The organism is Veillonella tobetsuensis (assembly GCF_001078375.1).
GTDB classification, from domain to species: domain Bacteria; phylum Bacillota; class Negativicutes; order Veillonellales; family Veillonellaceae; genus Veillonella; species Veillonella tobetsuensis.
In genome coordinates, this window is sequence record NZ_BBXI01000013.1 from 1 (window position 1) to 25607 (window position 25607).

Consider the following 25607-nt stretch of genomic DNA (forward strand, 5'->3'; position numbering starts at 1 on the left):
CCCTAGATACAAAAGTACCGCTCGCTTAATCATATATTTCCTCTCTAAACAAAACATAAACTCATATTTTATATTTTATTATGTTTTTTTTTTTGAAAGTCAATAGAAGATTTAGCAAAAAAAGATTTACTACTCTAGAGTAATCAAACATTTGTGACAAATACTTATGCTTTTTGATTCATAAAGTACTCTGTTATAACTTGGTTCGGTGATTTAAAATTTAAGACTTTCTGTGCAATGTTATTATATCTATTAGCATATCGACTATGTGCTTTTAGAAAACTCTCCATACTATTAAACTTACGAGAATAGAATCTTTCACCATCAATTCGATGACTGCGCTCTACCTTTCCATTCTGCCACGGAGAAAATGGTCTTGTCGTTTTATGCTCTATCCCTAATCTTTTTAATACAATATCAAATAAACACTCTCAATCTGTTGCTCCATAGTTTGTAAATTCACGACCATTATCTGTTTGTATTGTGTGAATAGGAAATCCCATTTTGGCTTCTAAATTTAATAAGAACCGACTTGTATTAGTAACACTTTTTTCATCTATAATTTTTAGAATTTTCTTTCTAGAAAACTCATCAATAGCTGTAAGTTGATAGTAAGATTTTCCTTGTGTTGAAAAGTCTAAACTCTCACGAGGTACGTATTTTATATCAATCTGAGCCTTTTCTCCTGGATATGTTACTAGATCTGGTTTCCACTTGCTTTTTGGAACAGATTTAATAACCTTTTTCTCTTTAATATGACGTCTTATTTGTCGGCACATAGAGCCATATGAGCGTTTATAACCACGCTTCTTTAACTCAACATATACTTGAGATAGCCCTTCATGTTTAAACTTAGAATGCATACGCTTAATAAGCGCTAGTTCTTCCTCAGTGTGTTGATTAGGATGAGAATGTGGTTTACGACTATACAATCGAAGTGAATCAATAGTTCCGTCGAAACGCTTTACCCAACGTTGTACTTGTTGTCTACTAGTATGATAACGACGTGCAGCTTCAGCATTATTTCCATGCTTAATAGCATATTCACATACTCGTTTACGAAACCTTAATTCCTCAGTTATAATAGAATGCATGAGAAGAAACTCCTTTTGTTATGATGTTTGGATTGAGCAACTTCATTATAACAGAGTTCCTTCTCATTTTTTATTTACTTGTCACAAATGTATTATGCTCTTACATAAATATATTTTATTCACTCTTAGCAATACGATCTAAGAATTCAATATAGCTTTGTTTGTTTAATACTGGTATAAATTTATCTAATACATCTTTAGCACCAGCTGCGTCATCATATAGTAAGTCCACGATTGTCATAGCCAAAGCTTGTGCCGTTTTTATGTACGCCACCTCAGGAACAGTGATTTCATATTCTGCACTATGTAGTACACCATTAATACAACCAACCCATGGATGGATAACAGGCATCAAATGAGACACATCACCCATGTCAGTACTTGCTGTCATATGTTCTCCTTGATAGACATTTTCTTCACCAAATATTTGATTAGAATTATTACGTAATAATTCATTCATATGCTCATCATTACGCATTGGTAAATAACCTGGCAAATCTTTTATTACACAAATAGCACCTACAGCATCTCCACCAGCTTTTAAAGCTCTATTTACACGATTATTACAATCAACAATGGCATCAATATTAGCAGCTCGTACAAAACTTTCAACTTGAACATAATCAGGTACACAGTTTACCAATGTACCGCCTTGATTAATGATAGGATGAAATCTAAAACAATCGCTTTCTTTGAAAGTTTCACGAATAGAGTTTACCCCCATAACACCTAGTAAAGCTGCATTAAGAGCATTGATTCCCTCATGAGGGGCTGCAGCTGCATGAGCTACTTTACCATGATATTCAATTAGCTTGGCAACAAAGCCATTAGATGTGCTGCCAAGTCCCATTTCCCCCACTGAAGACCTAGCTGTTTCCACATGCATTTGCATAGCTATATCAATATCGTCAAAAGCACCTTCATAAATTAGTTGTTGTTTACCACCTAAATATTTAATTTTGCCTTGTTCACGCAATTTATTACGATAGTCGACCTCAACCATTTCCTCTGCGGGTACAGCAAATAAAACTACATCTCCAGCCAATTCATGCATAATAGATTGTAAACCTATTGCAACAGCAAACATATTGGCAATTTGAATGTTATGACCACAGCAATGAGCCGCACCCGTTAAATCATCAGCACGAGGGTGGCGAGGACAAAGAATGGCATCTAGTTCACCAATCATGGCAACCGTATATTTACTGTCACTACCTTTTAAGCGACCTTTGACACCTGTTAGTGCATGATTAGAAGTATAAGGAATCCCAAGTTCATCAAACATATCACGTACTTTTTTTGATGTTTTTACTTCTTTATATCCCAGTTCTGGCTCATCCATAATAGACTCAGCGATTTCACGTAAACGCGGTTGTGCATCAATAATAGCATCACATACGCGTTGTTTTAATTCTTCTTTTGTCATACGACTCATATAATCTCCTTTGTAAAATCGACCGTATCGAAATACGGTCGATTCTTTAATCACACAGAAATATGCTAAACATTGTTCAGTAAACTATGTATCATATTAAATTAAACCTTCTAAATGAAGTACAATTTGTGCTAATGCGGTTGCACATATGAATGTCCCTGCTGTTACAGCAAGTGCAACAGGAATAATACGCCAAGATAAACGGCGGAATGCACCAAGGTCTTTACCTAATGATAAACCTGCATAGGCAAGTACCGGTGTCGTAGTAGCTAAGAATGTAATATGACTAGTTTTTTCGATAACCCAAGGTTGTCCTGGCATTCCAGGTAAAGAGATTAGAACCCCAACTAAAGATACCCAGAATACCATAGGAAATTTATTAGCATAAGGTAAACTAGAAATTACGGCACCAATTGTAGCAATACCTGCTAAAATTGCTACGCCTAACAAACTATCACTAAATACATGTTTACCGTCCATTATATTTCCAATAGCAGTAAGGATGGCAGAAATACAAACAACTATAACAAATTGTGTTAATTTTTCACTTCTACTCATGATGCGCTACCTCCTCTGCTAAATCTTGTTCCCGTGTACGACCAGTAAAGAAGTTGTAAGACTTTTCCATAATTGGCAAGGAAATAAATAAACCAAAATATACACCTAATACAGTAGTCAACAAATTAGCAGCTCCAGCTAGAGCCATAATTTGTTGTTCATAAGCAGGATAAACAGCAACAATTGGTGCTGTAGCAGCAGCCATCATACTTGCACTACCTACGCCAGCCCCCATTGCAAGAGCTAACGGATGAAACCAACCTGTATTAGATAATAAGCCAGCTAATACGGAGGACCACATGGCACCTATAAGAACGCCACAGATATACATGCCCATAACACCACGGCCTTCAGGAGAGCTAAAACCAAATTTATCAATTATAATCGCTACATTTGGTTCACGGTCTACAGAATAACAAGCACCAACAGCTTCGCGACGCATACCTACTAATAGTGCTACCGGTAAACCAAAGATAATGGTACCTAAGAAGTGACCTAATTCTTGAACTAATAAAGCCCAGCCAGCGCTTGCTAAAACACCAAGGTTTGGACCAATACCAAGACCTACTTTTACCATTAAGATCATTACTGCAATACCAATATAATCGGCAGAATTTTCCATTTGTTTTATTGTAAGAATTTTGAATTTTGGAATTGAAATTAATAACCCTAAAATCAAAGCATACAACAATGGTAAAAACACAACAGGACCGAGTCTTTTAATACCTATGAATTCTGCGACTACGGTAAGCACAAGTGCTAAAAAATGAATTCTCAGGTTCCCCAAAAGCTGCATAATGACCTCCTATACCTAACACAAACATAAATATGACACCATTATAATATATTTTTATATAATGATAAATATTTTTTGATAAGTATACATGTATACATGAGAAGATAAATAATTTTAACTATCATGACAATATTTTTAACATCAAATCAACTTTTTAAGATACAAAAAAGGCTGCCATAGAATGCGGTTTTACGCATTCTATGGCAGCCCCTAATCCCTAAAAATGAAATTTTCACAAACCCATGATTAATATAAAAGTACTTGATAATAAAACCAGTCATTATTACCATCAGAATTTAATACATAAGTAACATATGTAATATAATTACAAAAAATATAGTCTTAGGTATTATATACAAATATTCCTTCCATAACTCTTTTTTTAAAGCTATATAGTTATCACCATTGTAATGAAGATAATCTAATGCACTATTATTGCGTACATATATAACAATAAATTGCCATATAACAGCAACTATTAATAATACATTTGAAATCCAATAGTAATTTATAAGATTCATATAATAAGCTAAAACACCTAATATAGCAAATACACTTTCTACTATTTTTACTTTTTTAGTCTTTCTTATACGATATATATTAACTAAAATTTCTTTTTCACTATGTATATATCCAAACGATAAAAATAATATAGTAGCTGACAAAATTATTAGTCCAGTCATAACATCTAGTCCAGCCCCTCCTTAATTTTCGCTCCTACTATTCCTAATTATTTCTATCTATTGATCTTTAGTTCTAAGACGTACATAATTATCTTTAAACATTTCAATTTATCATCTAAACATACATCCATTCTGCAAGAAGAAGTAACGCGTAGTGTCACTTCAGTTGCAGTAGCATATAGCATTTAAACTATCTTTTTATAATCTATCCGTAATGGGTATTTCTTTTCTATAAAAGTATCTTAAATCTAAATCTTTATTTATCCAGAATTTAGATATCTGACTTCTAATAAGCCAAAAATCTTCCTTACAAATTATACTTTTATCAATAAGACTTAAATTGCCTTGAATGGCATCCCAAGCAATAATATAGTAATCATGACCAGAAATAGTAATTTTTATGGCTATATCTATACTATTTATTTCATCCGAATAAAATGTAGTAAATTCATCATTAACAATACTAATCTGTTCTATGGTTCCATTAATATTATTTGAAACTATTTGATGGTAATCTGTATCTTCACTCATTCTATTACAACGTTTTACTTCAAAATTAGGATATTCATCATACTCTTCAGTTTCTATATAGTCATTAGCAATCTGAATATATGAATTCTGAATTTGTATATATATAATATTATCATTATTCTCGTCTAATTTTTTTTGACTTCTATCTGGAGTAAACAAAAATGATTTTTGAGAAAAAATATTATCAACCTGTTGATTCATTATCCCTACAAGTATATCTAAACTCTTTTTATTTATATGATTAATCATAATTTCAACTCTACTTCTTAACGCTATTTAACTATTCAATATCTTTTTATTAATCAACTTTCCTTATGATTCTACGTTCCGAACATTTTATCTAACCTATTATTTACTATTCTTTATTCGCTTATGTTACCTTTAACAAATTGAATATTAGCAATCTGCTCAACATATGTATTCAACAGTAAACGAAATATAAAGCTAACTATATAAAGATTTTAGTAAATTATAGGTTGCTAGAATCACACAAACACCCCACATCCATATAGGAATATTATTAAAATACATCCATGTAAGAGTAATAATAGATCCTATAAGCCAAAGACTAAAAGCTATCCATCCATAAATACTTTTTTTCGTTATAGGTATACCAACTAATTTATTATGAAAACCTAAAATAAATAATATACATACAACTAATCTCGAATTATAATGATGTACTCCTCTTCTATATATACGCCTAACAATACGATGTCCACGAATTAATGGTATTAATAGCACTCCACCCATAACTAATATAGGGATAATAAACCTATAGTCTACATTCGGTGCAGTCGCCTCAATGGCATTACCTGTTATAGTAATTGCTAAAAAAATTGTTCCAATTATTCTAAACCTTATTAAATTTAATAACTTAACTATTCTAATCTTCATATATTATTATTCAATTTCACTTATTTATAAAATTTACGTTCCATAAATCAGTAGGATCTAGTAACCCAAGTATCACGATCATATCTTGGTTTGGAGTCCTTCTTAGTTATCTCAGATATAATCTTTCTTTCATCTTCTGAAAATTGATCAATGCTCTCTAAAATTATAAGTTCATCACCATATGCTCTTTGTAAAGACTCTAAATTACCATCTCCTGGAGATTCAAATGTTTTACTAAAGCCTTTATGATTTGGAATGATACGTACTGTACCATAGGGTAATACGTTAACAACAACTATTCCGAAATCACCATTAGAATATATATAAGGAAAATCTGTAGCAAAACCAGTCATATTTTTGTTTAGCCCTATTTGTTTTTCTCCATCTACAAGAGATGTTATAAAGATCTTGTATGAATTAATTCTAAGACCAAGAAAAAGTAGAATAATTACTAGTAACGATAAAACTACTGTACAAGTTATCTTTATAATATTTCTAATGGGCATAAAAACTCCTTAATTCTTCTGATGTAAATACGAAAGTTATATTAATTACTTTATATTGTAAAGTTTTTTCTGAACTTACACTATTTATATGCCTAAAATTGCTTTCAATATACCAAAGAATATTAACCAACAAACAAAAAATGCTCCATAGAAATCATAATGGATTTCAGCACCATTCATATAATCATACGCCATTCCATATATAATTGAAGTCAATGAAAGTAATGCAAATGCATAGAAAAATAATTTTTTTATAGTAGTCATTTTAATTTTACCTAACAAGTAAAAAGAACAAATTAAAAAATACTATCTTTACTCCATACAGTGTTATATAGGAATGTATTAATTTAACATACATAAAAACATTTTCTCTAATTATTGATTTTTATATTTGCTCTAAAGCTAGTAAATCAACATCGTTATAAACTAATGTCAATAAATCATAGTTTTGATCTATTGAGAATGTCCCTTTAAGACCTCCTGCATCAACAAATGAGTAAGTATTATCATCAATTTTATAGAATTCACTTTCTAAAGGTACAAAATACTTATCTAATGCTAGACCTACCTTCTCTGCATCTTCTTCAGAACATTGTAGAATATCCTGTACTCGTTTAAAAAATGGCTCATGAACATTTTCTATTCTGTCTTCTATTATTTTATTAACCTTACTATAAGTCTTATATCTATAAATCAGATATAAAATAGCTAATAATAAAGCGATATTCTCCTTCATAGTTCCCTCTAAAATCTTAGTTAAGTTAACTGTTATAGACTATACTTAATATATCTTTATATCGTCTTTATGGTGCAATTATATTTATCACTCAAATTACAAAATAGTTAATCTATCGCATATAGAAATTTCTTTTCTATAAAAATACTTAAAATCAGGAGATTTACCAACCCAAAAATCACTAATTCTATCACGAAGTTTGTAATTATTTTCAGAGGTAATATTTCTACTGTCAACCCAACTTATTGTATCAGGAATTGAATCCCACAAAATTAGATAATAAATGACACCAGATATATCAAACTTCAAAGCTATATCTACACAAATAATATCATTATCCCACCACGACGAAAATTCATCATTTACAATCTTAATATCATTTATAATTCCATTTATATTTAACGCATATAAAGAAAATTCATTTAATAAATAATTGTCATTTAAATTCTTATAGACTTCAAAATCTAAATTTGGATAATCATCTAAATCTGGACCCTCGATGGACTTATTTGTAAATTTAATAATTTGATTATCAAATTCTAAATATATACAGCCATCCGATATATATTCTATTTCACTTTCATCAAAAGAATTATCTCTAAGTACAAATACATTATTTACATTTTTACCTATACAATTATATATATTCTTTAGATATTCGCTATTAATCAAACTTTTCATAAACTTATATCACCTATATAATACTCATCATGTATATAGCTCATATTCCCTTCTCTCTTAATCTAGTAAATTTTGTAATTGATTAATCTTATATTTATATCACATTATATAAGAATATTAATAAATTTTAAACCACCTACCAAAGATTACCAATCATCTTTAATAGGTGGTTCATTTTATGACTCTAAATAATATTTTTCTAAGAGTTCAATATGTTATTGTAAATTACGCTTTCACCACAACAGATACACCATCAAGAATAACTGTAATGCTTGCATCTTTACCTTTTAATTCCAAAGCCTTATTCAATGCTTCATCAAAGGTTGTAGCATGTTTCAAATGCATATCTGTAAGCATCTTAGGGTCGCATTGGTCTGTTACAACGATAACGGTAAATTGATCTAAAATACGAGCTAAGATTTGCATTTCCCATTGGTCTGGAATTGTTTCATTACGAGGGACCTTAGCAATACGGTCTAGTAATTCACGAGGTGTTTTGGCATTTTTAAGGTTTTCGTATAGAGATTCCCCACCATGACCATCATTACAAGCAGCAATCATGATGATAACACCATCTTTTTTACAAGACGCTTCGGCAGCGGTCATGCCTTTTACAGCTTGATATACGTTTTGGTCTAATGGATAACCACCATTTGTAGTGATAACGATGTCTGCTGGTACAGCTTTCACACTAGCTAGTTCAGATACAAAAGCACAGCCAGTTTCATGAGCTTGTTCCATATCACCAGCAAAGGCATTGATAATATGTTTTTCCGCATCGATGACAACATTTAAAATAAATGCTAATTTCGCAGTACGACCAGCGTATACCATATCCTTATGAATTGGGTTGTTCTCGATAATACCTGTACGAGCATATGGGCTATTGATAAATTCAGCACAGTGATTTGCCATTACAGTCACTTCCGAAGCAATGCCTGGCAATACGCTTTTTCTACCGCCAGAGAAACCAGCAAAGAAATGTGGTTCAATGAAACCTTCAGAAATTAATAGCTCCGTTTCTACAGCTAATTTATTGATGATGCAATCCCCACCAGATGGCAACACGCCGATTTTAGTCATTTGACTAGCATCACCAGAGATATGGTTTACAATCTTTTCATTGGCTACGATTTCAGGACCAAATTTATCTACCATTTCTTCATGTGTAGTAGGTCGATGGAAACCAGTAGCTAGTAAAATAGTAATATCAATGGATGGATTAGCTTCACGAATACGGCGAAGTAGAATTGGCATCGTAATTTTACTAGGCACTGGACGCGTATGGTCACTTGTGATGATGACCATGTTGGATTTCCCCTTAACCAATTGTTCCAAGCGTTGGCTGCCGATAGGATTATCTAGTGCATGTTCTACCAATGCCTCTTGTGAAAGCTCAGCCTTATAGGAATGGGCTTTAGATTCTAATACACCTGCGATATTTTGATCAGGAATATTGATATCTACAAATCCTTTTGCATAGGGTACATTAAATGTTTTCATGGGAATCACTCCTTAACTTAACACTAACAAACTATAAATAACCCGCTACGACAAATCAATCCTCCTTCTTACGCAATTGTCGTTTAAGGTCTAATAAACTCATATCATTTTGCTTAGCAACGGCAGCCAGTGAATCATATTCATATTTATGTCTCTTTACACCAAATCCACTGCTTGTTTTAAAAACAATTCTATTGCCTTCCCAATCTATGTCTCCTGTAGACCGGTTCAAAATATATCGATTACAGCGATGGTATCGAATACCAAGGCTCGTAGTATGTCTAAATATTAACTCTCGCACCTTATCCATGTCGCCTTCCTTACAAAGGACCGTCAGCATCGTACCAGGTCGTTGTTTTTTCATCATAATCGGTGTGGTAAACACGTCTAGTGCTGGTGAAAGTAATAACTGTTCTACTGCATAGCCGATTTCTTCTGGCGTCATATCGTCGAGATTACAAGACATTTCAATGATTGTGTCTTCTAAATCATTGTTTATTTCAACAAAAGCGCGAATGCAATTCGGTCGTTCAAATTGTTTCGTGCCAAATCCATAAGATACCTTTGTTGGTGTCATAACTGGCATATGGCTAAAATCTGTGCCAAAATACTTGGCTAACGCTGCGCCTGTAGGTGTACATAACTCCCCTTTAATTTGATAATCTGCGTACATTGGAATACCAGATAACAATTCCATCGTTGCTGGTGCTGGCACAAGCAGTTCTCCGTGAGCACAGTGAACCGTGCCAGTTCCTACATGTATAGGAGAGATGATAATCTCATCAAACTTCAATGCCTCTAAGAGTACACAAACGGCCACAATATCTGCAATAGCATCGAGCATGCCTAGCTCGTGGAAATGAATTTGTGTCACTGTAGATTTATGAACCTTAGCCTCCGCTTGAGCCACTAACTGATATACGTTTATAGCATTCTGTTTACACGTATCGGAAATAGATAAGCTATTAATTATATCAGTTACACCTTGTAAGCCTCGACCATGTACATGATGTTCACTATGTATATGGTAATCTGAATGTTCTTCATGCGTATCTGTCTCACCATGTTCCTGATGAGCATCGTGATGGTGATGATTAGTATTATGTTGGTCATGGAGACTACCTATATGATGTTCAGACTCTTCTATACCATTAATGGTAACCGCTACCCGATAACCTTGTAAGCCTTTATCTTCTTTCGGAATAAGTGTATAGGTAACATTAGGTATCCCTATTTGATTAAGCCGTTCTATCCACAATTCAGGGTTATCTACTAAACCGAGTAATGTCGCGGTCAGCATGTCTCCTGCAATGCCCATTTGACAATCTAAAAATAATCGTTTCATTTACTTTCACCTATATGATTAATCATATTCGCTGTATAAGCAGCACCAAATCCATTGTCTATATTGACAACCGTAACACCGCTAGCGCAGGAATTGAGCATCGATAATAACGCCGTAACACCACCAAATGCCGTTCCATAACCAACACTAGTTGGTACGGCGATAACAGGTACATCCACAAGGCCCCCAACAACACTTGCTAAAGCCCCTTCCATGCCGGCAATGACAACGATAACCTTAGCAGACATAATAGTATCTAAATGTTGTAACAAACGATGAATACCCGCTACGCCTACGTCATAAATTCGATTGACAGTATTACCATAAAATTCAGCTGTAATTGCACATTCTTCAGCCACTTTATAATCACTTGTACCGCCGGTAACAATAGCTATACTGGACTCTGTTTTCTTCGTAGGCATATCACCAACGTAGCCGATATGAGCATCCTTGATATATGTCAAGGAATGGTGTTCTTGAATCTCTGCAGCCATATCAGGTGCTAATCGTGTAATCAATATATGACCTTGCCCATTAGACTGCATGGAGGAGATAATTCCCACGATTTGTTCACTAGTCTTACCAGCACCATAAATAACCTCTGGCACACCTTGTCGTAATTGACGATGTAAATCAACGTTGGCATACCCTAAATCCTCTATCGGTTTTATCTTTAGCTTTAATAAGGCTGCATCCACATCTACCTGACCATTTTTTACTTGCTCTAGAAGAGATCTAATATTATCGCTCATGAACGCACCTCTAAATCTAATACAACATCATCAAACATAGATTTAAAATATGTAAGAATCTCAATCCTATTCTTAATAACAATAGCTATTTGATTCTCTGGGACTTGAATTTTAGCAGTATTTCCTATCAGACGAACTCTAAAATCTGATAAACCTAACGAAAATAAATACCCTTCCGCTTTTTCGATATGTTCTAAATCAAGACCTGTTATGTGCTGCCCCGCTTGAAATCTCGTAGCTAAACAGGCGTAGGATGGTTTATCCCAGGTAAATAAATTAGCCTGTTTGGCCAACTGGCGAATCATAGATTTTGTTAAGCCACAGTCTCTTAGTGGCGACTTAACAGATAGCTCAGCTATTGCTTTCATACCAGGTCGATCCTCTACCTCATCACTGGCGTTGGTTCCATCGCATAATACAGAAAATCCATCGCGTTTAACATGTTCACTTATCATTGTAAACACATGATGTTTACAGTAGTAACAACGATTGCTTGGATTGCTCGTTACATCATCATAATCTAGTACATCTATATCGATGATTTCTAGAGGGATACCGATACATTCTGCAATTTTCTTGGCATCGTCTAATTCAAACTGCGGCACAAACTGGGACTTAACAGTATATGCTTTGCATGGAATGCCAGATTGTTTGACAGCATATGCTAAATAGGATGAATCCACACCACCCGATAGGGCTATTGCTATATTACCAAGACTCGTTAAATACTCTACCAAATTCATAACTTATATAACCTTTATTAATTCTCTATACTCTATAGTATTGTAAAAGAAAAGAAAAATAGAGTCTCAAACAGGGACTCTATCAACACTTCCTTTAAATTCAATTAAACAACTTACTTATGTATGTAGTATATACCTTTTAATTTATATTTTCTAACTCATAAATGAGATAAATGTTCATGTATTACATTGTTATTTTTCTATATAAGAAAACCACCTATCATAAATAGGTTTTCAAGGCCTATTCAAGATAAGTGGTTTATAATTTATAAAAAAATGTGATAACAAATCCTAAACATCATATCATATTATGTATTAGCATTTATTATATGCTCATTAAAAATTTTACACTCTGCAAGGGCTTTCCAATTTCTTGTTCCACATAGGTAAATAACAGACGTTCTAGTTCTTTCCATATTGTTCCAGGCAATTCAATAGGTTGCGTATCCCCCCATTGATAAGTTAATATGCTCGGCATAGCTTTACGCAATGCTATGGATGGATTCATATGTGTCCCCATACGCAGTTCATCCCAAAAAACATCTATACCATCTCTAGAAACAAAAGCCTCACCTTGTGGCATAGTACCTGCAAGAGAAAGCATTTGCCAACCTAATATAATCGTTCCTAAACGTACATTTCTTTTTCGAATAGATTTTGAATAATTTACCACAACATCAAAAACCTTTCGATCAACATCGTACAAAGCAAAGAGTTCTTGTATCAGTTCACTGGCTACTGCTGCATACGCAATATTATCAAGATTCGTATCTAGTGATTCTACCACATAAGAACCATCAATTTGCGTAACTTTCACAAATTCTCCATCTTGTACAATAGTGATATACATAGCACTAAAGGGACGCAAATACGATGCATTACGCAGTGATTGTAAACGTTTATGCGGTAAAGATGCCCTAATAATACCTAGTGATGGTGTTATAAAGGTAAACACAGAATAGAGCTTATATTTTTTTCGGCTCACCACTATGGCCGGTGTATTAAAGCCACCATTAAGATTGTTCATGTTCATCATCTTCTACAGCTTCTGGCTTGGGCAATGGCGTAACGCGCAAGCGAGAAATACGATATCCTTGCATTTTAATAACTTCAAAGATATAACCATAAGCATCTACCGTATCGCCCACAATTGGAGTCCGTTCTAATAAACCGAAAATATAACCACCAATTGTATCCGAATCGGAATCCTCGATGTTTACATCCATCATTTCAGAGACTTCATCAACAAGAACCTTACCATCAAATTCAAAAGAACCATCTGAATAGCTCATCGTAGCAGGTAAATGAGATTCATGTTCGTCTTGAATATCCCCTACTAGTTCTTCGATGATATCCTCAAGACCAACAAGGCCTACCATACCGCCATATTCATCTACAACGATAGCTTGATAGATTCGACGAGTCCTCATATATTGGAGCAATGTAGATAATTTCATTACTTCAGGCACAGTTAAGATATCCCGTTTGATGTTGCGCAAATCTTTCATCGCTTGATTAGGACGTTCCATTAAGTCTTTAATATGTACAAGGCCTATGATGTGATCCTTATCTTCTAGGCACAATGGATATCTAGTATGAGACGTTGAACGCACTACCTTCATGGCCTCTTCAAAGCCATCCTCTACAAAGATACATTCTACATCCTGACGTGGTACCATTACCTCTTTTGCCATACGTTCCACGAAGTTAAATACATTATCAATCAACTCTGACTCTACTTGATTAAGTTGACCTTCCTCATGACTACGAGAAATCATCATACGAAGTTCTTCCTCTGTATATACGAGGTCAAGCTCTGTTAAATATTTTGTTTCATAGAATTTAAGAATACCATTAGAAATCTTACCGGCTAACCAAACAAAGGGATATACAATGCGACCAACACCAACAACAATGCGGCTATGGGCATTAACATATCGCGTTGGAAATGATAACCCCAATGCTTTGGGTACAATTTCACCAAATATTAAAACGATAAGACTAATAATTAAGAGCAATAGTAGGTTCAGTACATTATGTATCCAAGTACCATGGAAATTAAATACCGCCATGATTTCAGATACCATGCTATTAAATATATATGTCCCTGTTCCTGCTAACGCGAGAATAAAAAACAAAATTAAAAATTGTGTAGTATTAAGAAAATACTCTGGATTTTGATAGAGTTTCAACAAAAATTGTCTATCTTTCTCTAACAAAATTGTCATATCCTCCACATGTTCCTTACGTAAACGAGCAAAGGAAAATTTTGCTACCACTAAAAAGTTAATTAAAAATATAAATATGATACCTAGCACTATAGGCAACAGGCCATCAACTGAATCCATCTCTAATCCTTTCTACAAAATACAAACCCCAAATATTGTAAATATCTTTCTTAATTATTTATAGCCCAACTCTGAAAGCATCCCAGATTTATTACGCCAATCCTTCTTAACCTTCACCCACAAATCGAGATATACTTTTGTGGCTAATAGTTTTTGAATATCCGCACGAGCCTCGGCACCAAGTTGTTTTAACAAGGCACCTTTTTTACCGATAATAATCCCCTTCTGAGAATCACGTTCACAGTAAATAGTAGCGCGAATATAAGTAGTGCCATCATCTCGTGTTTTCATTTCATCCACATCGACAGCGATAGCATGAGGAATTTCATCACGGGTAGATAAGAGGATTTTCTCACGAACGATATCGGAGATAATTAAACGTTCTGGTTGGTCCGTAATCATATCTTCTGGGAAGTATTGAGGGCCTTCTGGTAAGTTTTTACTAAGTACATTAAGAAGTTCCTCTAGATTGTCCTTATTCTTTGCAGAGATGGGAATCACGCCAGCAAATGGATACGCATCTTGATACGATACAATGGCTTCTAATAGCTGTTCTTTTTGCAGTGTATCAATTTTATTAACTACTAAGAACACTGGTACCTTCACGCGCTTTAATTGCTCGATAATAAAATTATCCCCAGGACCACGTTTTTCATTACCAGCCACCACAAATAAAACTGCTTCTGTTTCTTTTAAAGATTCAATGGCTGCATCTACCATGAATTCACCCAATTTATGTTTTGGTTTATGAACACCTGGTGTATCCATAAAGACAATTTGTTTTTCTTCATCCGTATACACACAGATAATACGATTTCGTGTTGTTTGTGCCTTATCGGACACGATGGCAATCTTGTCGCCAATCAAGGCATTAATCATTGTTGATTTACCAACATTCGGGCGCCCTACAACGGCAACAAATCCAGATTTAAAATGTTCTGACTTATTCATTATATGGTTGATCCTCTCGTACATACCCTAAATTAGAAAGCACAAATTCTTCTTCTGTGCGCATTTCTTTTTTATCTTCATCGGTCATGTGGTCATAACCTAAAATATGTAAACAACTATGTGTTGTTAAATAGGCGAGCTCACGTTCAAAACTATGTCCGTATTCGATGGCTTGTTCATGAGTTCGTTCTAGGGAAATAATCATATCGCCCAGTAAATGATGCTCCTCTTCACCACCCTCATAGTCATCACCTTCATTGAGGGCAAAGGACAGTACATCAGTTGGTCTATCAATACCGCGATATTCCTTATTGAGCTCGTGAATTCTCTTATTATCACATAATAAAATGCTCAACTCATCATCTTCCAGACCATATCCACGACTTACCTCGTCGCAAACCTTTTGTATAATCTCTTCGATTTTAGAATCTTGCTCTATGCCATCATCATAGCTAATTTGTATATGCATAATTTTTATTCTTCCTTTGAAAGCTTTTGATGGTACGCATCATAAGCTTTTACAATGCGACCTACCAAATCATGACGCACCACATCTTGCTCTGTAAAGTACACCATATGAATACCAGAAACGCGTTTTAATACCTTTTCGGCTTCATTAAGGCCAGATGTTACGCGCGGTGGTAAGTCAATTTGTGTTTTATCACCATTGACGACCATTTTAGAGTTATTACCTAAACGAGTTAAGAACATCTTCATTTGCTCTGCCGTCGTATTCTGTGCTTCATCCAAGATGACGAAGGCATTTTCTAATGTACGACCGCGCATGTACGCTAATGGTGCCACCTCGATTGTGCCCCGTTCCATAAAGCGTTGTACTTGTTCAATACCAAACATTTCGTGCAACGCATCATAAAGCGGACGCAAATATGGATCTACCTTATCTTGTAATTCGCCAGGTAAGAACCCTAGTCGTTCACCAGCCTCTACGGCAGGTCGCGTCAAAATAATCTTATCTACATTGCGGTTCTTCAAGTAAAATGCGGCTAATGCAACAGCTAAGAAGGTTTTACCTGTACCGGCAGGTCCAATGCCAAAGGTGATAGTATTCTTGCGAATACTATCTACATATTGCTTTTGACCTTCCGTCTTTGGCGTAATGCTTTTACCACGCATCGTTACGGACAAAGTATCCTCGAACATAGAGTGAAGGGCATCCCCTTTGCCATTCATCACCATCTTAGCCGCAATGCGAACTTGAGATTCTGTAATCGTACTGCCTTCTTTATAGAGGAATACCAGTTCCTCTAATGTCCGATACAACGCCTCTACTTGAAGCTCGTCTCCTTTTATGACAACTGTATCACCACGGGATACAACATCCGCAGGAATGACTTCATTCATCATTTGTAAATATCTATTGTGTTGACCTAGTATAGATTGTGCTAAGTCATAGGTAGGAAAGATAAATACCCGTTCACTCATACTTGTCCCCCATCTATAAATTTACGTACTGCTTTACCATTTAAATAATCACATAAATCGCCTTGATGTGCATCTAGTTCATCCATCATATCGTCGATTAAATCCTGTACACGCCACCAGCCCATTGACCAATTGGTGAATAATGTATTATCCTCTGGGGCACGACCCACTAATCGTTGCAACACGATATCTGGATGGAGATGGCGTAAAAACTGAACGACGCGCTCCGCATACTCCTCGGCGCTAATCAAGGTAATTTGACCTTCTTCATACCATTTAGCCATCAATGTATGTTTCACAATATATAGGGCATGTAACTTTACTTGGTCAACACCAAGAGACGATAAAATCTTGGCCCCTTCAATGGTATCCTCCATCGTATCCCATGGCAAATTGACAATCATATGTGTGGTCACATTAAATCCATAGCGCTTAATGCGGAGCACCGCATCGATAAACTGCGCCAAATCATGACCCCGATTGATCTTCTCAAGTGTATGATAATTAACGGTTTGCAATCCTAATTCAATGTAGATATCCTTATGAAATCGCTGTTGTATATCCTGCAAAACATCTAAATATTCATTGGAAATACAATCAGGTCTCGTAGCGATTGCAATCCCTACGGCTTCATCAATACAACCTTGTTCCATATAGGATTTGAAATCCTCAAGAGGTAAATAGGTATTACTAAAGTTTTGATAATAAGGAATAAATTTTTTTGCCTTATATTTAGGTCCGATGTGTGTAATATCTTCTTCTAATTGCATGCGCACCGTCATCCATGCAGGTCTATTTTCATAACCGGCACCGATTTCTCCACAGAATGTACATCCTCCAACACCAGCTGACCCATCTCGATTAGGGCAAGTTAAAGGTAATGCAACAGGTAATTTATATACCTTTTCACCATATGTTTCTTTATAAAATTTTGACACCATCCGGTACCGTTTCGGTCTCGTTGTATCTGACATAACACTCCTTTATATCATTGTATGTTTTCAGGGCGAATGAATGGGGCCACCTCTTGATTCACATCTATAATCACTGTGAAATCCCCTTCTGGTATATGTTGAATTCCTAAATAGGTTGCTGTTTCACGGCTCATGGTCATTTCCACATATTGCTGACGAATTTTACGCCATTCTTTAAACGTATAATTGGGAATAAATGTAGACGCAATCTCTTCATTGCGCCAAAACGCTTCGCCTACTTGTAGCAATTCCTTTGTTTGTTTAGGCAATCCTACTGCGTCGCTGCGCACCTTACCGCGATAGCTTACCAATGTATCGTATTGCAATAACTCTGCAGCTATAGTATCACCTTTTGCAAGGAAGAAACGATATAAGAATTCAATTTGGTCTATATCCTTAAGATTAACCTTATGATTACCTTCCTTAAGCCATGCTCTCGTCATATCACAGAAATAACTAAATGCATCCGTTTCACCGTGAATCAATTGTTGTCCGATATAGGCAAATGTTGTTCTAAATCGTTCACTATTATAAAAACGCTCAAATACATCTTCAAGATATTTCAAGAATCGTACATCATCATAAGGTAGTACATGCGTGCTTAGAACCTCATATGGAGCCAATGGATCTGCTACATACTTGTATTCACGCATCCGTCGTACACCAGATCCTTTTAGCAATTTTAAGAATCCAATTTGTAATGCATGAGGTTGTAAGCTAAATAAATCGTTAAAGGATTGTCCAAATCGATTAAAATCCTCGTGCGGCAATCCTACGATAAGATCCATGTGAACATGCGTACGTCCTGCTTGAATAATAGGACGTATAGATTTTTGAATGTATGGCCAATCATTATAGCGATTGATAGCATCTAATGTTTTCTTATGCGTACTTTGTACACCTACCTCGATTTGAATGCGTCCAGGCGGCGTTTCACAAAGAATGTTGGTTTCCCAGTCCGTCATAAGCTCTGGTTCCATCTCTAAGTGGAAATTCATATCTGTATCGCTGTCTCTCATGAACTCCATAAGTGGTCTATGATGATGAGGTGCACAGTTAAAGGTACGATCTACAAATTTGACCTGTTTTACACCATGGTCAATGAACCATTGTAACTCCTGTAAAGTACGCTCTTGCGGAAAAAAACGCACTGTATTCTTATTGCCCGACAAACAGTACTGACAGGAAAAAGGACAACCACGAGAGGATTCATAGTAAATGATCTTATGCTCTAAATCGTCCATATCTTCCTCTGTATAAGGGAATGGTATGGTAGATAAATCACGTACCTCTACGGCCTCTGCCGAGCCTAAAATACTCCCATTCCTACGTCCCCTCACACCGGGAATCACAGGGTTTAACCCATCATTACCAAGTTGTAATGCCATTACAAGAGCATGGAATGCTTCCTCGCCCTCACCTTGTACAATATAATCGATATTCGGACATCGTTCTAATAATTCATCGGCTGTGAAAGAAACCTCTGGTCCGCCCAATACAATTTTAATATCTGGTCGTACAGCTTTCACCATGTCTACCACATGCAAGGTCATTTCTATATTCCAAATGTAGCAGGCAAAACCTAGGACATCGATATCATGCTCTGTAATATCGCTAAGAATATGCAAAACAGGCATATTAATAGTATATTCCACTATATCGTATGCCTGTCCATGGGCTTCACCATAAGCCTTGAGATATCTCAAGGCTAGTGAAGAATGTATAAATTTTGAGTTTAATGTTGATAGAACTACGTTCATAGTACCCCTTTAGCATCATCGAATGGACTTGCCACCGTCTTGTCATAATAGATATATTATACCATTAAAACAAGCCTAAGATAAAGGAGATAATAGCCCCTACTAGGATGACCACGCCAACGATGGACAAGATGATGCCACCAAAGAATACGATAGCTGCTAAGATTGCAGCTAATACAATAATCATAATGATACGGCTTAGCCAACTAGAACCGCCAAAATGATATACCTTCACACGAGGTCCATAGTCTTGAAATTGCTCGTACCCACTTCGGTCTTCTTCTTTTTGAGTAGGTGTAAATTCAACATGTACAGTATCCCCTTCTTCATCAATGGTAACCCCATCAAAATCTCGGCGCTCTGTATCGCTTAGGACACGTGTCTTAGTTTCTTGTTCTTTATTTTCATTCATTGTATCTTGGTTATTCATGATATATTCCTTATCACAAAACTGTTAATCAATTTTATACAATTTATTATACCATAAGCCTAACAAAAACAAAATATCCTCTATGGTTATTATACACCATAGAGGATATGACAATGATTATATTAAACTTTGAAACAAAAGGATTTAATAAACCTTAGTCTTTCAAGAATTTTTGTAATAATTCATTAACCAAGCCTGGGTTTGCACGCCCTTTAGATTCTTTCATCACTTGACCTACTAAGAAACCTATAGCTTTGCCATTACCGCCCTTGAAGTCTTCTACTGGTTGTGGATTATTAGCAATAACTTGTTTAACGATTTCTTCGATAGCACCAGTATCAGTAATTTGAACAAGGCCTTCTTCTTTTACGATAGTATCTGCATCCTTACCAGTTTCCCACATGGATACGATAACCTTTTTCGCAATTTTACCAGAAATAGTACCTTTCTCGATAAGGGCAATCATGCCAGCTAAGTTTTCTGGGCTCACCTTAGATTGAGCAAAGGTTAAGTTATTTTCATTAATCATCTTAGACAAATCACCAAGCATCCAGTTAGATACAGTCTTAGGATCTGCACCAGCGTTCACAGCCTCGTCTAAGTAATTAGCAGTCACCTTAGCCACTGTAAGGATAGTAGCGTCCTCACGAGATAAATCATATTCAGATACAAAGCGTGCAATTTTAGCATCTTGTAATTCAGGAAGTGCATTACGAGCCGCTTCAATTTCTTCGTCGGTAATAACGATTGGTACCAAATCAGGTTCTGGGAAGTAACGATAATCGTTTTCTTCATCCTTTTTACGCATGCCTAGTGTAATGCCTTGAGCATCATCCCAAGTACGAGTTTCTTGATCTACTTTACCGCCTGCTTCGATAAGCTTAGCTTGACGCAATGCTTCATATTCGATAGCCTTTTGAATACCAGTTAAAGAGTTAACGTTCTTAGTTTCTGTACGTGTACCGAATTCAGTAGTACCGCGAAGACGAACGGATACATTACAGTCACAACGCAAGGAACCTTCTTCCATACGACCATCAGAAACCTCTAAGTATTGCAAAATAGAACGTAGTTTTTCTACATACGCTTTTGCTTCCGCACCAGAACGAATGTCTGGTTCAGATACGATTTCCAAAAGAGGTACGCCTGTACGGTTATAGTCTACATTGGAGGAATTAGAATCGGAAATAGTGTTACCACTATGAACTAATTTACCAGCATCTTCTTCCATGTGAATACGCGTAATACCAATGCGTTTTGTTTCACCATTAACTTCAATATCCAAATGCCCATTCAAGCAGATTGGCAAATCATATTGAGAGGTTTGATAGTTTTTAGGCAAATCTGGATAGTAGTAATTTTTACGGTCAAATTTATTGAAATGTAAAATATCACAATTCAAAGCTAAACCTACTTTAATAGCAAATTCTACCACTTTTTTATTAAGTACAGGCATAGCGCCAGGCAAGCCAAGGCAAACTGGGCATACATGTGTATTTTGGTCGCCACCGAATTCAGTAGTACAACCACAGAATATTTTAGACTTGGTTTTGAGTTCTGTATGAACCTCTAAACCAATGACTGTTTCGTATTTACTGCTCATAAAGAAACCTCCCCTGTGGGTGCAACTAATTGACAATCAGGTCTAGCTTGTTCGAATGTGAAAGCTGCACGTAACAATGTTTCTTCACCCATTGCAGGACCTAATAATTGCAAGCCGATTGGCAAATTATTGCTGCTCATACCAGCAGGAATACTGATACCTGGAATACCTGCTAAATTAGCTGGAACAGTACAAATATCTTCTAAGTACATAGCCAATGGATCATTGATTTTTTCGCCAAATTTATATGCTGTATTAGGAGCTGTTGGAGCTAATAACAAATCAACCTTGGAGAATGCTTCATCAAATTCATTTTTGATAACGCGACGTACTTTAAGAGCTTTCAAATAATACGCATCATAGTAACCTGCGCTCAATACATAAGTACCGAGCAAGATACGACGTTGTACTTCTGGACCAAATCCTTCTGTGCGAGATTTAGTAGACATTTCTACTAAGTTATCTGCTGATACACGTAAACCATAGCTTACACCGTCATAACGAGCTAAGTTAGAGCTAGCTTCTGCCAATGCAATAATATAGTACGCAGATAATGCATATTTTGTACTAGGCAAAGAGACCTCAACAATTTCAGCACCTAATTTTTTATATGTTTCAATAGCCTCATCCATAGCTTTACGAACATCTGCATTAAGACCATCGCCAAAGAACTCTTTAGGAACGCCAATTTTTAAATTCTTAACATCGTTTACAAGAGCCTTTGTGTAATCTACACGTTGACCTGGGATAGATGTAGAATCTTTTGAATCATGACCAGCAATGGCATTTAATACCAATGCAGCATCAGTTACATCTCGCGTAACAGGGCCAATTTGGTCCAAAGAAGATGCGAAAGCGATTAAACCATAACGAGATACATTGCCATAGGTTGGTTTCATACCTACTACGCCGCAGAAAGATGCTGGTTGACGAATAGAACCACCTGTATCAGAGCCTAATGCCCAAATAGCAGAGCCGCTAGAAACAGCCGCCGCACTACCACCAGAAGAACCACCTGGTACGCATTCCAAATTCCAAGGATTAGCCGTTTTTGCTAATGCAGAGTTTTCTGTAGAGCCACCCATGGCAAATTCATCCATATTGAGTTTGCCCAAACTAACATAATGATTAGCATTGAGTTTTTCAATAACAGATGCATTATATGGGGGAATAAAGTTCTCTAACATTTTAGATGCACAAGTTGTAGGGTGATCCTTGATACAAATATTATCTTTAATCGCACCTGGAATACCTGCTAATGGAGAAATAGTTTCCCCTTTAGCAATGGCTTCATCTACTGCTTTAGCAGATGCTAATGCTAACTCGTGGGAATCAGACAAATACGCATGTACTACTGGCTCCACTTTTGCTTTGTGACTAATTACTGCATTTGTTAATTCTACAGCACTGATTTCTTTATTTACTAATTTAGTGTGTAATTCATGAATGGTTGCCACAGTGAAACCTCCTATTCTTGTACAACGCGTGGTACCTTAAAGTACCCATCTTCTTCTTCAGGTGCATTAGACAATGCTAAATCATGATCTAAAGAAGGTTTAGTCTCATCTTCTCTAAATACATTATGCAAAGGAACAGCATGAGCCATTACTTCTACATCGTCTAATTCTAATTCATTTAATTCTGCTACATACGTTAAGATATCTGATAGTTCCTTCTCAACACTAGCCATTCTATCTTCTTTTACTTCTAATCGGGACAGTAAAGCGATTTTTTTAATTTCCTCTTGGCTGATTTTCATCGGTCCACATCCTTTCATATCTTTTAATTATAAAGCATATGACATATATTTTCAAAATATAGGATTAGTTTTCACCTAAATCTTTAAGTAATTCTAAAAATTCTTCTTCATTGATAACGCGAATACCAAGTTCGTTCGCCTTTGTCAGTTTGCTACCACTATCTTCACCAGCAACGACAAGCGTTGTCTTTTTAGAAACTGAACCCGTTACCTTAGCGCCATGTGATTCTAGTATTTTACCAGCTTCACTGCGGCCCATAGATTCGAGTTTACCTGTAAGAACGACGATTTCCCCATCCATTTCATTACCAGCTGCCTCTTGTACATCTACGTTCATTTTTAAACCAGCTGTAATCAAGCCATTGATAATTTCAATATGTTGAGGATCCTCACGATATTCGATAATGCTATCTGCCATAGTTGGACCAATTTCTTCTACCGCTACTAATTCATCTTTAGTAATAGTCAGGAATCTATCCATAGACTTAACTACGTTGGCAATCGTGCTAGCCGCTTTTGAACCTATAAGACGGATACCAAGGCCAAATAACACTCTGTCTAAGCCACGAGTTTTAGAATCAGCGATAGCTTTTACAAGATTATCTGCCGATTTTTTGCCCATCCGGTCCATCGCCATAATCGATTCCGTAGTTAAATGATATAAATCAACTACATTAGAGATTAATTTCTCATTGATTAAATTTTCTACAATGCTTGGACCAAGGCCGTCTATATTCATAGCATCACGAGAAGCAAAGTGAATAATTTGTTCCTTTTCAATAGCTGGACAATGTTTATTGGTGCAGCGAATAGCAGCCTCACCTTCACGGCGCACCGCAGGAGATTCACATACAGGACATTGATTAGGAATGGCAAAAGGAACCTCATTACCAGTTCGTTTTTCTGGTAATACGCGAATCACCTCTGGAATGATTTCTGCAGCCTTATGAATAACCACGTGGTCACCAATGCGAATGTCTTTTTCAGTAATGAAATCTTGGTTATGTAATGTGACGCGACTCACATTAGTGCCAGAAACGAATACAGCTTGTAATTCACCTGTAGGTGTTAATACACCTGTTCTACCAACATTAATAGTGATATCGTTGATAATAGTCTCTACCTCTTCTGGAGGGTATTTATAAGCCGTAGCCCATTTAGGATCTTTTGCAGTGGTCCCCAATACATCTTGATCTGCAAAATCATTGACCTTAATAACCATACCATCCGTATCGTATGGTAATTCATGACGTTTTTCGCCCCAATAATTAATAGCCTCAATCACGTCATCTACAGTCTTACAAACGCGATAATGAGGGTTTACAGAAAAATGGAAATTTTCTAATGTATGCAATAATTCCTCTTGTGTGTGAATATGTGCGCCACTTTCAGAACCGATAGCATACGCAAAGAACGCAAGATTACGACTTGCTGTAATAGCAGGGTCTTGTTGACGCAAAGAACCTGCCGCTGCATTGCGAGGATTGACAAAGGTCGGTAATCCTTCTTCGTCTCGTTCTTCGTTGATACGTTTAAATTCGCTATGTGGCATATATGCTTCACCACGAATTTCAATAAACTCTGGTGCATTTTCAAGATAAAGTGGGATGGATTTTATGGTGCGCACATTGGCTGTTACATCTTCCCCCACCTTGCCATCACCACGTGTGACAGCACGAACAAAGATACCTTTCTCATAGTGCAAATTAACAGCTAAACCATCAATTTTCAACTCCACCACATAGGCCTTTGTTTGATGTCCCAATTCCTTCGTTACCCGTTGATCAAAGGCGCGCACTTCATCTGCACTAAATACATTGGATAAGCTAAGCATGGGTCTGCCATGAACGACCTTTTCAAAGGGACCGTCCGCCTTAATGCCAACTCGTTGAGTTGGAGACGATGGTACAATATACTCAGGATGCGCCGTTTCTAAATCAACGAGCTCACGATATTTTTGATCATATTCAAAATCGCTCATCGTCGGATTATCTTTTACATAATATAAATACTGCGCATGAGTCAATTCTTTTTGTAATTGTTCTATTCTATCTTTAGGACTCATAATTATCCTCTATT

Annotated in this window: 25 protein-coding genes and 1 pseudogene; all 26 read right to left on the reverse strand. The window is 36.0% G+C overall.

Annotated elements, in window-relative coordinates:
* Nucleotides 1-164 precede the first annotated feature (164 nt).
* Nucleotides 165-1094, reverse strand: a pseudogene (locus VEI_RS04985) (DDE-type integrase/transposase/recombinase).
* Nucleotides 1095-1209: 115 nt separating this feature from the next.
* On the reverse strand, nt 1210-2529 hold the full coding sequence (locus tag VEI_RS04990; RefSeq protein WP_082161458.1) for an amidohydrolase: 1320 nt from the start codon (nt 2527-2529) through the stop codon (nt 1210-1212).
* Nucleotides 2530-2625: 96 nt separating this feature from the next.
* Nucleotides 2626-3087 (reverse strand): hypothetical protein, encoded by a 462-nt coding sequence (locus VEI_RS04995; RefSeq protein ID WP_059362677.1) that lies wholly within the window; start codon nt 3085-3087, stop codon nt 2626-2628.
* Nucleotides 3080-3883, reverse strand: coding sequence for a DUF3100 domain-containing protein (locus tag VEI_RS05000; RefSeq protein WP_059362680.1), 804 nt, complete (start codon nt 3881-3883; stop codon nt 3080-3082). The genes VEI_RS04995 and VEI_RS05000 overlap by 8 nt, the downstream gene beginning before the upstream one ends.
* 296 nt (nt 3884-4179) lie before the next feature.
* Complete coding sequence (locus VEI_RS05005; protein ID WP_059362683.1) at nt 4180-4566, reverse strand: hypothetical protein; 387 nt, start codon at nt 4564-4566, stop codon at nt 4180-4182.
* A gap of 198 nt (nt 4567-4764) precedes the next feature.
* Entirely contained in the window at nt 4765-5346 is a 582-nt protein-coding gene (locus VEI_RS05010) for a hypothetical protein (RefSeq protein WP_059362686.1), read from the reverse strand.
* A gap of 195 nt (nt 5347-5541) precedes the next feature.
* A complete protein-coding gene (locus VEI_RS05015; RefSeq protein ID WP_059362689.1) occupies nt 5542-5994 on the reverse strand; it encodes a hypothetical protein in 453 nt (150 codons plus the stop codon).
* A 47-nt stretch (nt 5995-6041) separates the two neighbouring features.
* Entirely contained in the window at nt 6042-6500 is a 459-nt protein-coding gene (locus VEI_RS05020; protein ID WP_223209326.1) for a hypothetical protein, read from the reverse strand.
* 385 nt (nt 6501-6885) lie between these two features.
* Nucleotides 6886-7236 (reverse strand): hypothetical protein, encoded by a 351-nt coding sequence (locus tag VEI_RS05025; RefSeq protein ID WP_174874282.1) that lies wholly within the window; start codon nt 7234-7236, stop codon nt 6886-6888.
* Between the two features lie 96 nt (nt 7237-7332).
* A complete protein-coding gene (locus VEI_RS05030; RefSeq protein WP_059362695.1) occupies nt 7333-7917 on the reverse strand; it encodes a hypothetical protein in 585 nt (194 codons plus the stop codon).
* 225 nt (nt 7918-8142) lie between these two features.
* Nucleotides 8143-9420, reverse strand: a complete 1278-nt coding sequence (gene larA / locus VEI_RS05035; RefSeq protein ID WP_059362699.1) for a nickel-dependent lactate racemase — start codon at nt 9418-9420, stop codon at nt 8143-8145.
* A 55-nt stretch (nt 9421-9475) separates the two neighbouring features.
* Nucleotides 9476-10765, reverse strand: coding sequence for a nickel pincer cofactor biosynthesis protein LarC (larC, locus tag VEI_RS05040; RefSeq protein WP_059362702.1), 1290 nt, complete (start codon nt 10763-10765; stop codon nt 9476-9478).
* Entirely contained in the window at nt 10762-11517 is a 756-nt protein-coding gene (larB, locus tag VEI_RS05045; RefSeq protein ID WP_059362704.1) for a nickel pincer cofactor biosynthesis protein LarB, read from the reverse strand. The genes larC and larB overlap by 4 nt, the downstream gene beginning before the upstream one ends.
* The gene (gene larE / locus VEI_RS05050; protein ID WP_059362707.1) at nt 11514-12260 is read right to left on the reverse strand and encodes an ATP-dependent sacrificial sulfur transferase LarE; all 747 of its coding nucleotides are present in this window, start codon (nt 12258-12260) and stop codon (nt 11514-11516) included. The genes larB and larE overlap by 4 nt, the downstream gene beginning before the upstream one ends.
* A 325-nt stretch (nt 12261-12585) precedes the next feature.
* Nucleotides 12586-13287, reverse strand: coding sequence for a DNA repair protein RecO (gene recO, locus VEI_RS05055; RefSeq protein WP_059362711.1), 702 nt, complete (start codon nt 13285-13287; stop codon nt 12586-12588).
* Nucleotides 13274-14608 (reverse strand): hemolysin family protein, encoded by a 1335-nt coding sequence (locus VEI_RS05060; RefSeq protein ID WP_059362714.1) that lies wholly within the window; start codon nt 14606-14608, stop codon nt 13274-13276. Before VEI_RS05060 ends, recO begins: the two co-directional genes overlap by 14 nt.
* A 54-nt stretch (nt 14609-14662) precedes the next feature.
* Nucleotides 14663-15559 carry a GTPase Era gene (gene era / locus VEI_RS05065; protein WP_059362717.1) on the reverse strand — a complete coding sequence of 299 codons (897 nt, stop codon included), beginning with the start codon at nt 15557-15559 and terminating at the stop codon, nt 14663-14665.
* Nucleotides 15552-16028 (reverse strand): rRNA maturation RNase YbeY, encoded by a 477-nt coding sequence (ybeY, locus tag VEI_RS05070; RefSeq protein WP_059362720.1) that lies wholly within the window; start codon nt 16026-16028, stop codon nt 15552-15554. The genes era and ybeY overlap by 8 nt, the downstream gene beginning before the upstream one ends.
* Nucleotides 16029-16033: 5 nt before the next feature.
* The gene (locus tag VEI_RS05075; RefSeq protein WP_059362723.1) at nt 16034-17002 is read right to left on the reverse strand and encodes a PhoH family protein; all 969 of its coding nucleotides are present in this window, start codon (nt 17000-17002) and stop codon (nt 16034-16036) included.
* A complete protein-coding gene (locus VEI_RS05080; protein ID WP_059362726.1) occupies nt 16999-17976 on the reverse strand; it encodes a TIGR01212 family radical SAM protein in 978 nt (325 codons plus the stop codon). The genes VEI_RS05075 and VEI_RS05080 overlap by 4 nt, the downstream gene beginning before the upstream one ends.
* A gap of 14 nt (nt 17977-17990) precedes the next feature.
* Nucleotides 17991-19736 (reverse strand): B12-binding domain-containing radical SAM protein, encoded by a 1746-nt coding sequence (locus VEI_RS05085; protein WP_059362729.1) that lies wholly within the window; start codon nt 19734-19736, stop codon nt 17991-17993.
* 64 nt (nt 19737-19800) lie between these two features.
* Nucleotides 19801-20166: a DUF4229 domain-containing protein gene (locus VEI_RS05090; RefSeq protein WP_059362731.1), complete on the reverse strand. Its 366-nt coding sequence runs from the start codon at nt 20164-20166 to the stop codon at nt 19801-19803.
* A 154-nt stretch (nt 20167-20320) separates the two neighbouring features.
* Complete coding sequence (gene gatB / locus VEI_RS05095) at nt 20321-21769, reverse strand: Asp-tRNA(Asn)/Glu-tRNA(Gln) amidotransferase subunit GatB (protein WP_059362734.1); 1449 nt, start codon at nt 21767-21769, stop codon at nt 20321-20323.
* Nucleotides 21766-23226, reverse strand: coding sequence for an Asp-tRNA(Asn)/Glu-tRNA(Gln) amidotransferase subunit GatA (gene gatA / locus VEI_RS05100; RefSeq protein WP_059362737.1), 1461 nt, complete (start codon nt 23224-23226; stop codon nt 21766-21768). The genes gatB and gatA overlap by 4 nt, the downstream gene beginning before the upstream one ends.
* Nucleotides 23227-23237: 11 nt before the next feature.
* Entirely contained in the window at nt 23238-23528 is a 291-nt protein-coding gene (gene gatC, locus VEI_RS05105) for an Asp-tRNA(Asn)/Glu-tRNA(Gln) amidotransferase subunit GatC (RefSeq protein ID WP_059362740.1), read from the reverse strand.
* Between the two features lie 64 nt (nt 23529-23592).
* The gene (gene ligA / locus VEI_RS05110; RefSeq protein WP_059362743.1) at nt 23593-25593 is read right to left on the reverse strand and encodes an NAD-dependent DNA ligase LigA; all 2001 of its coding nucleotides are present in this window, start codon (nt 25591-25593) and stop codon (nt 23593-23595) included.
* Between the last annotated feature and the right edge of the window lie 14 nt (nt 25594-25607).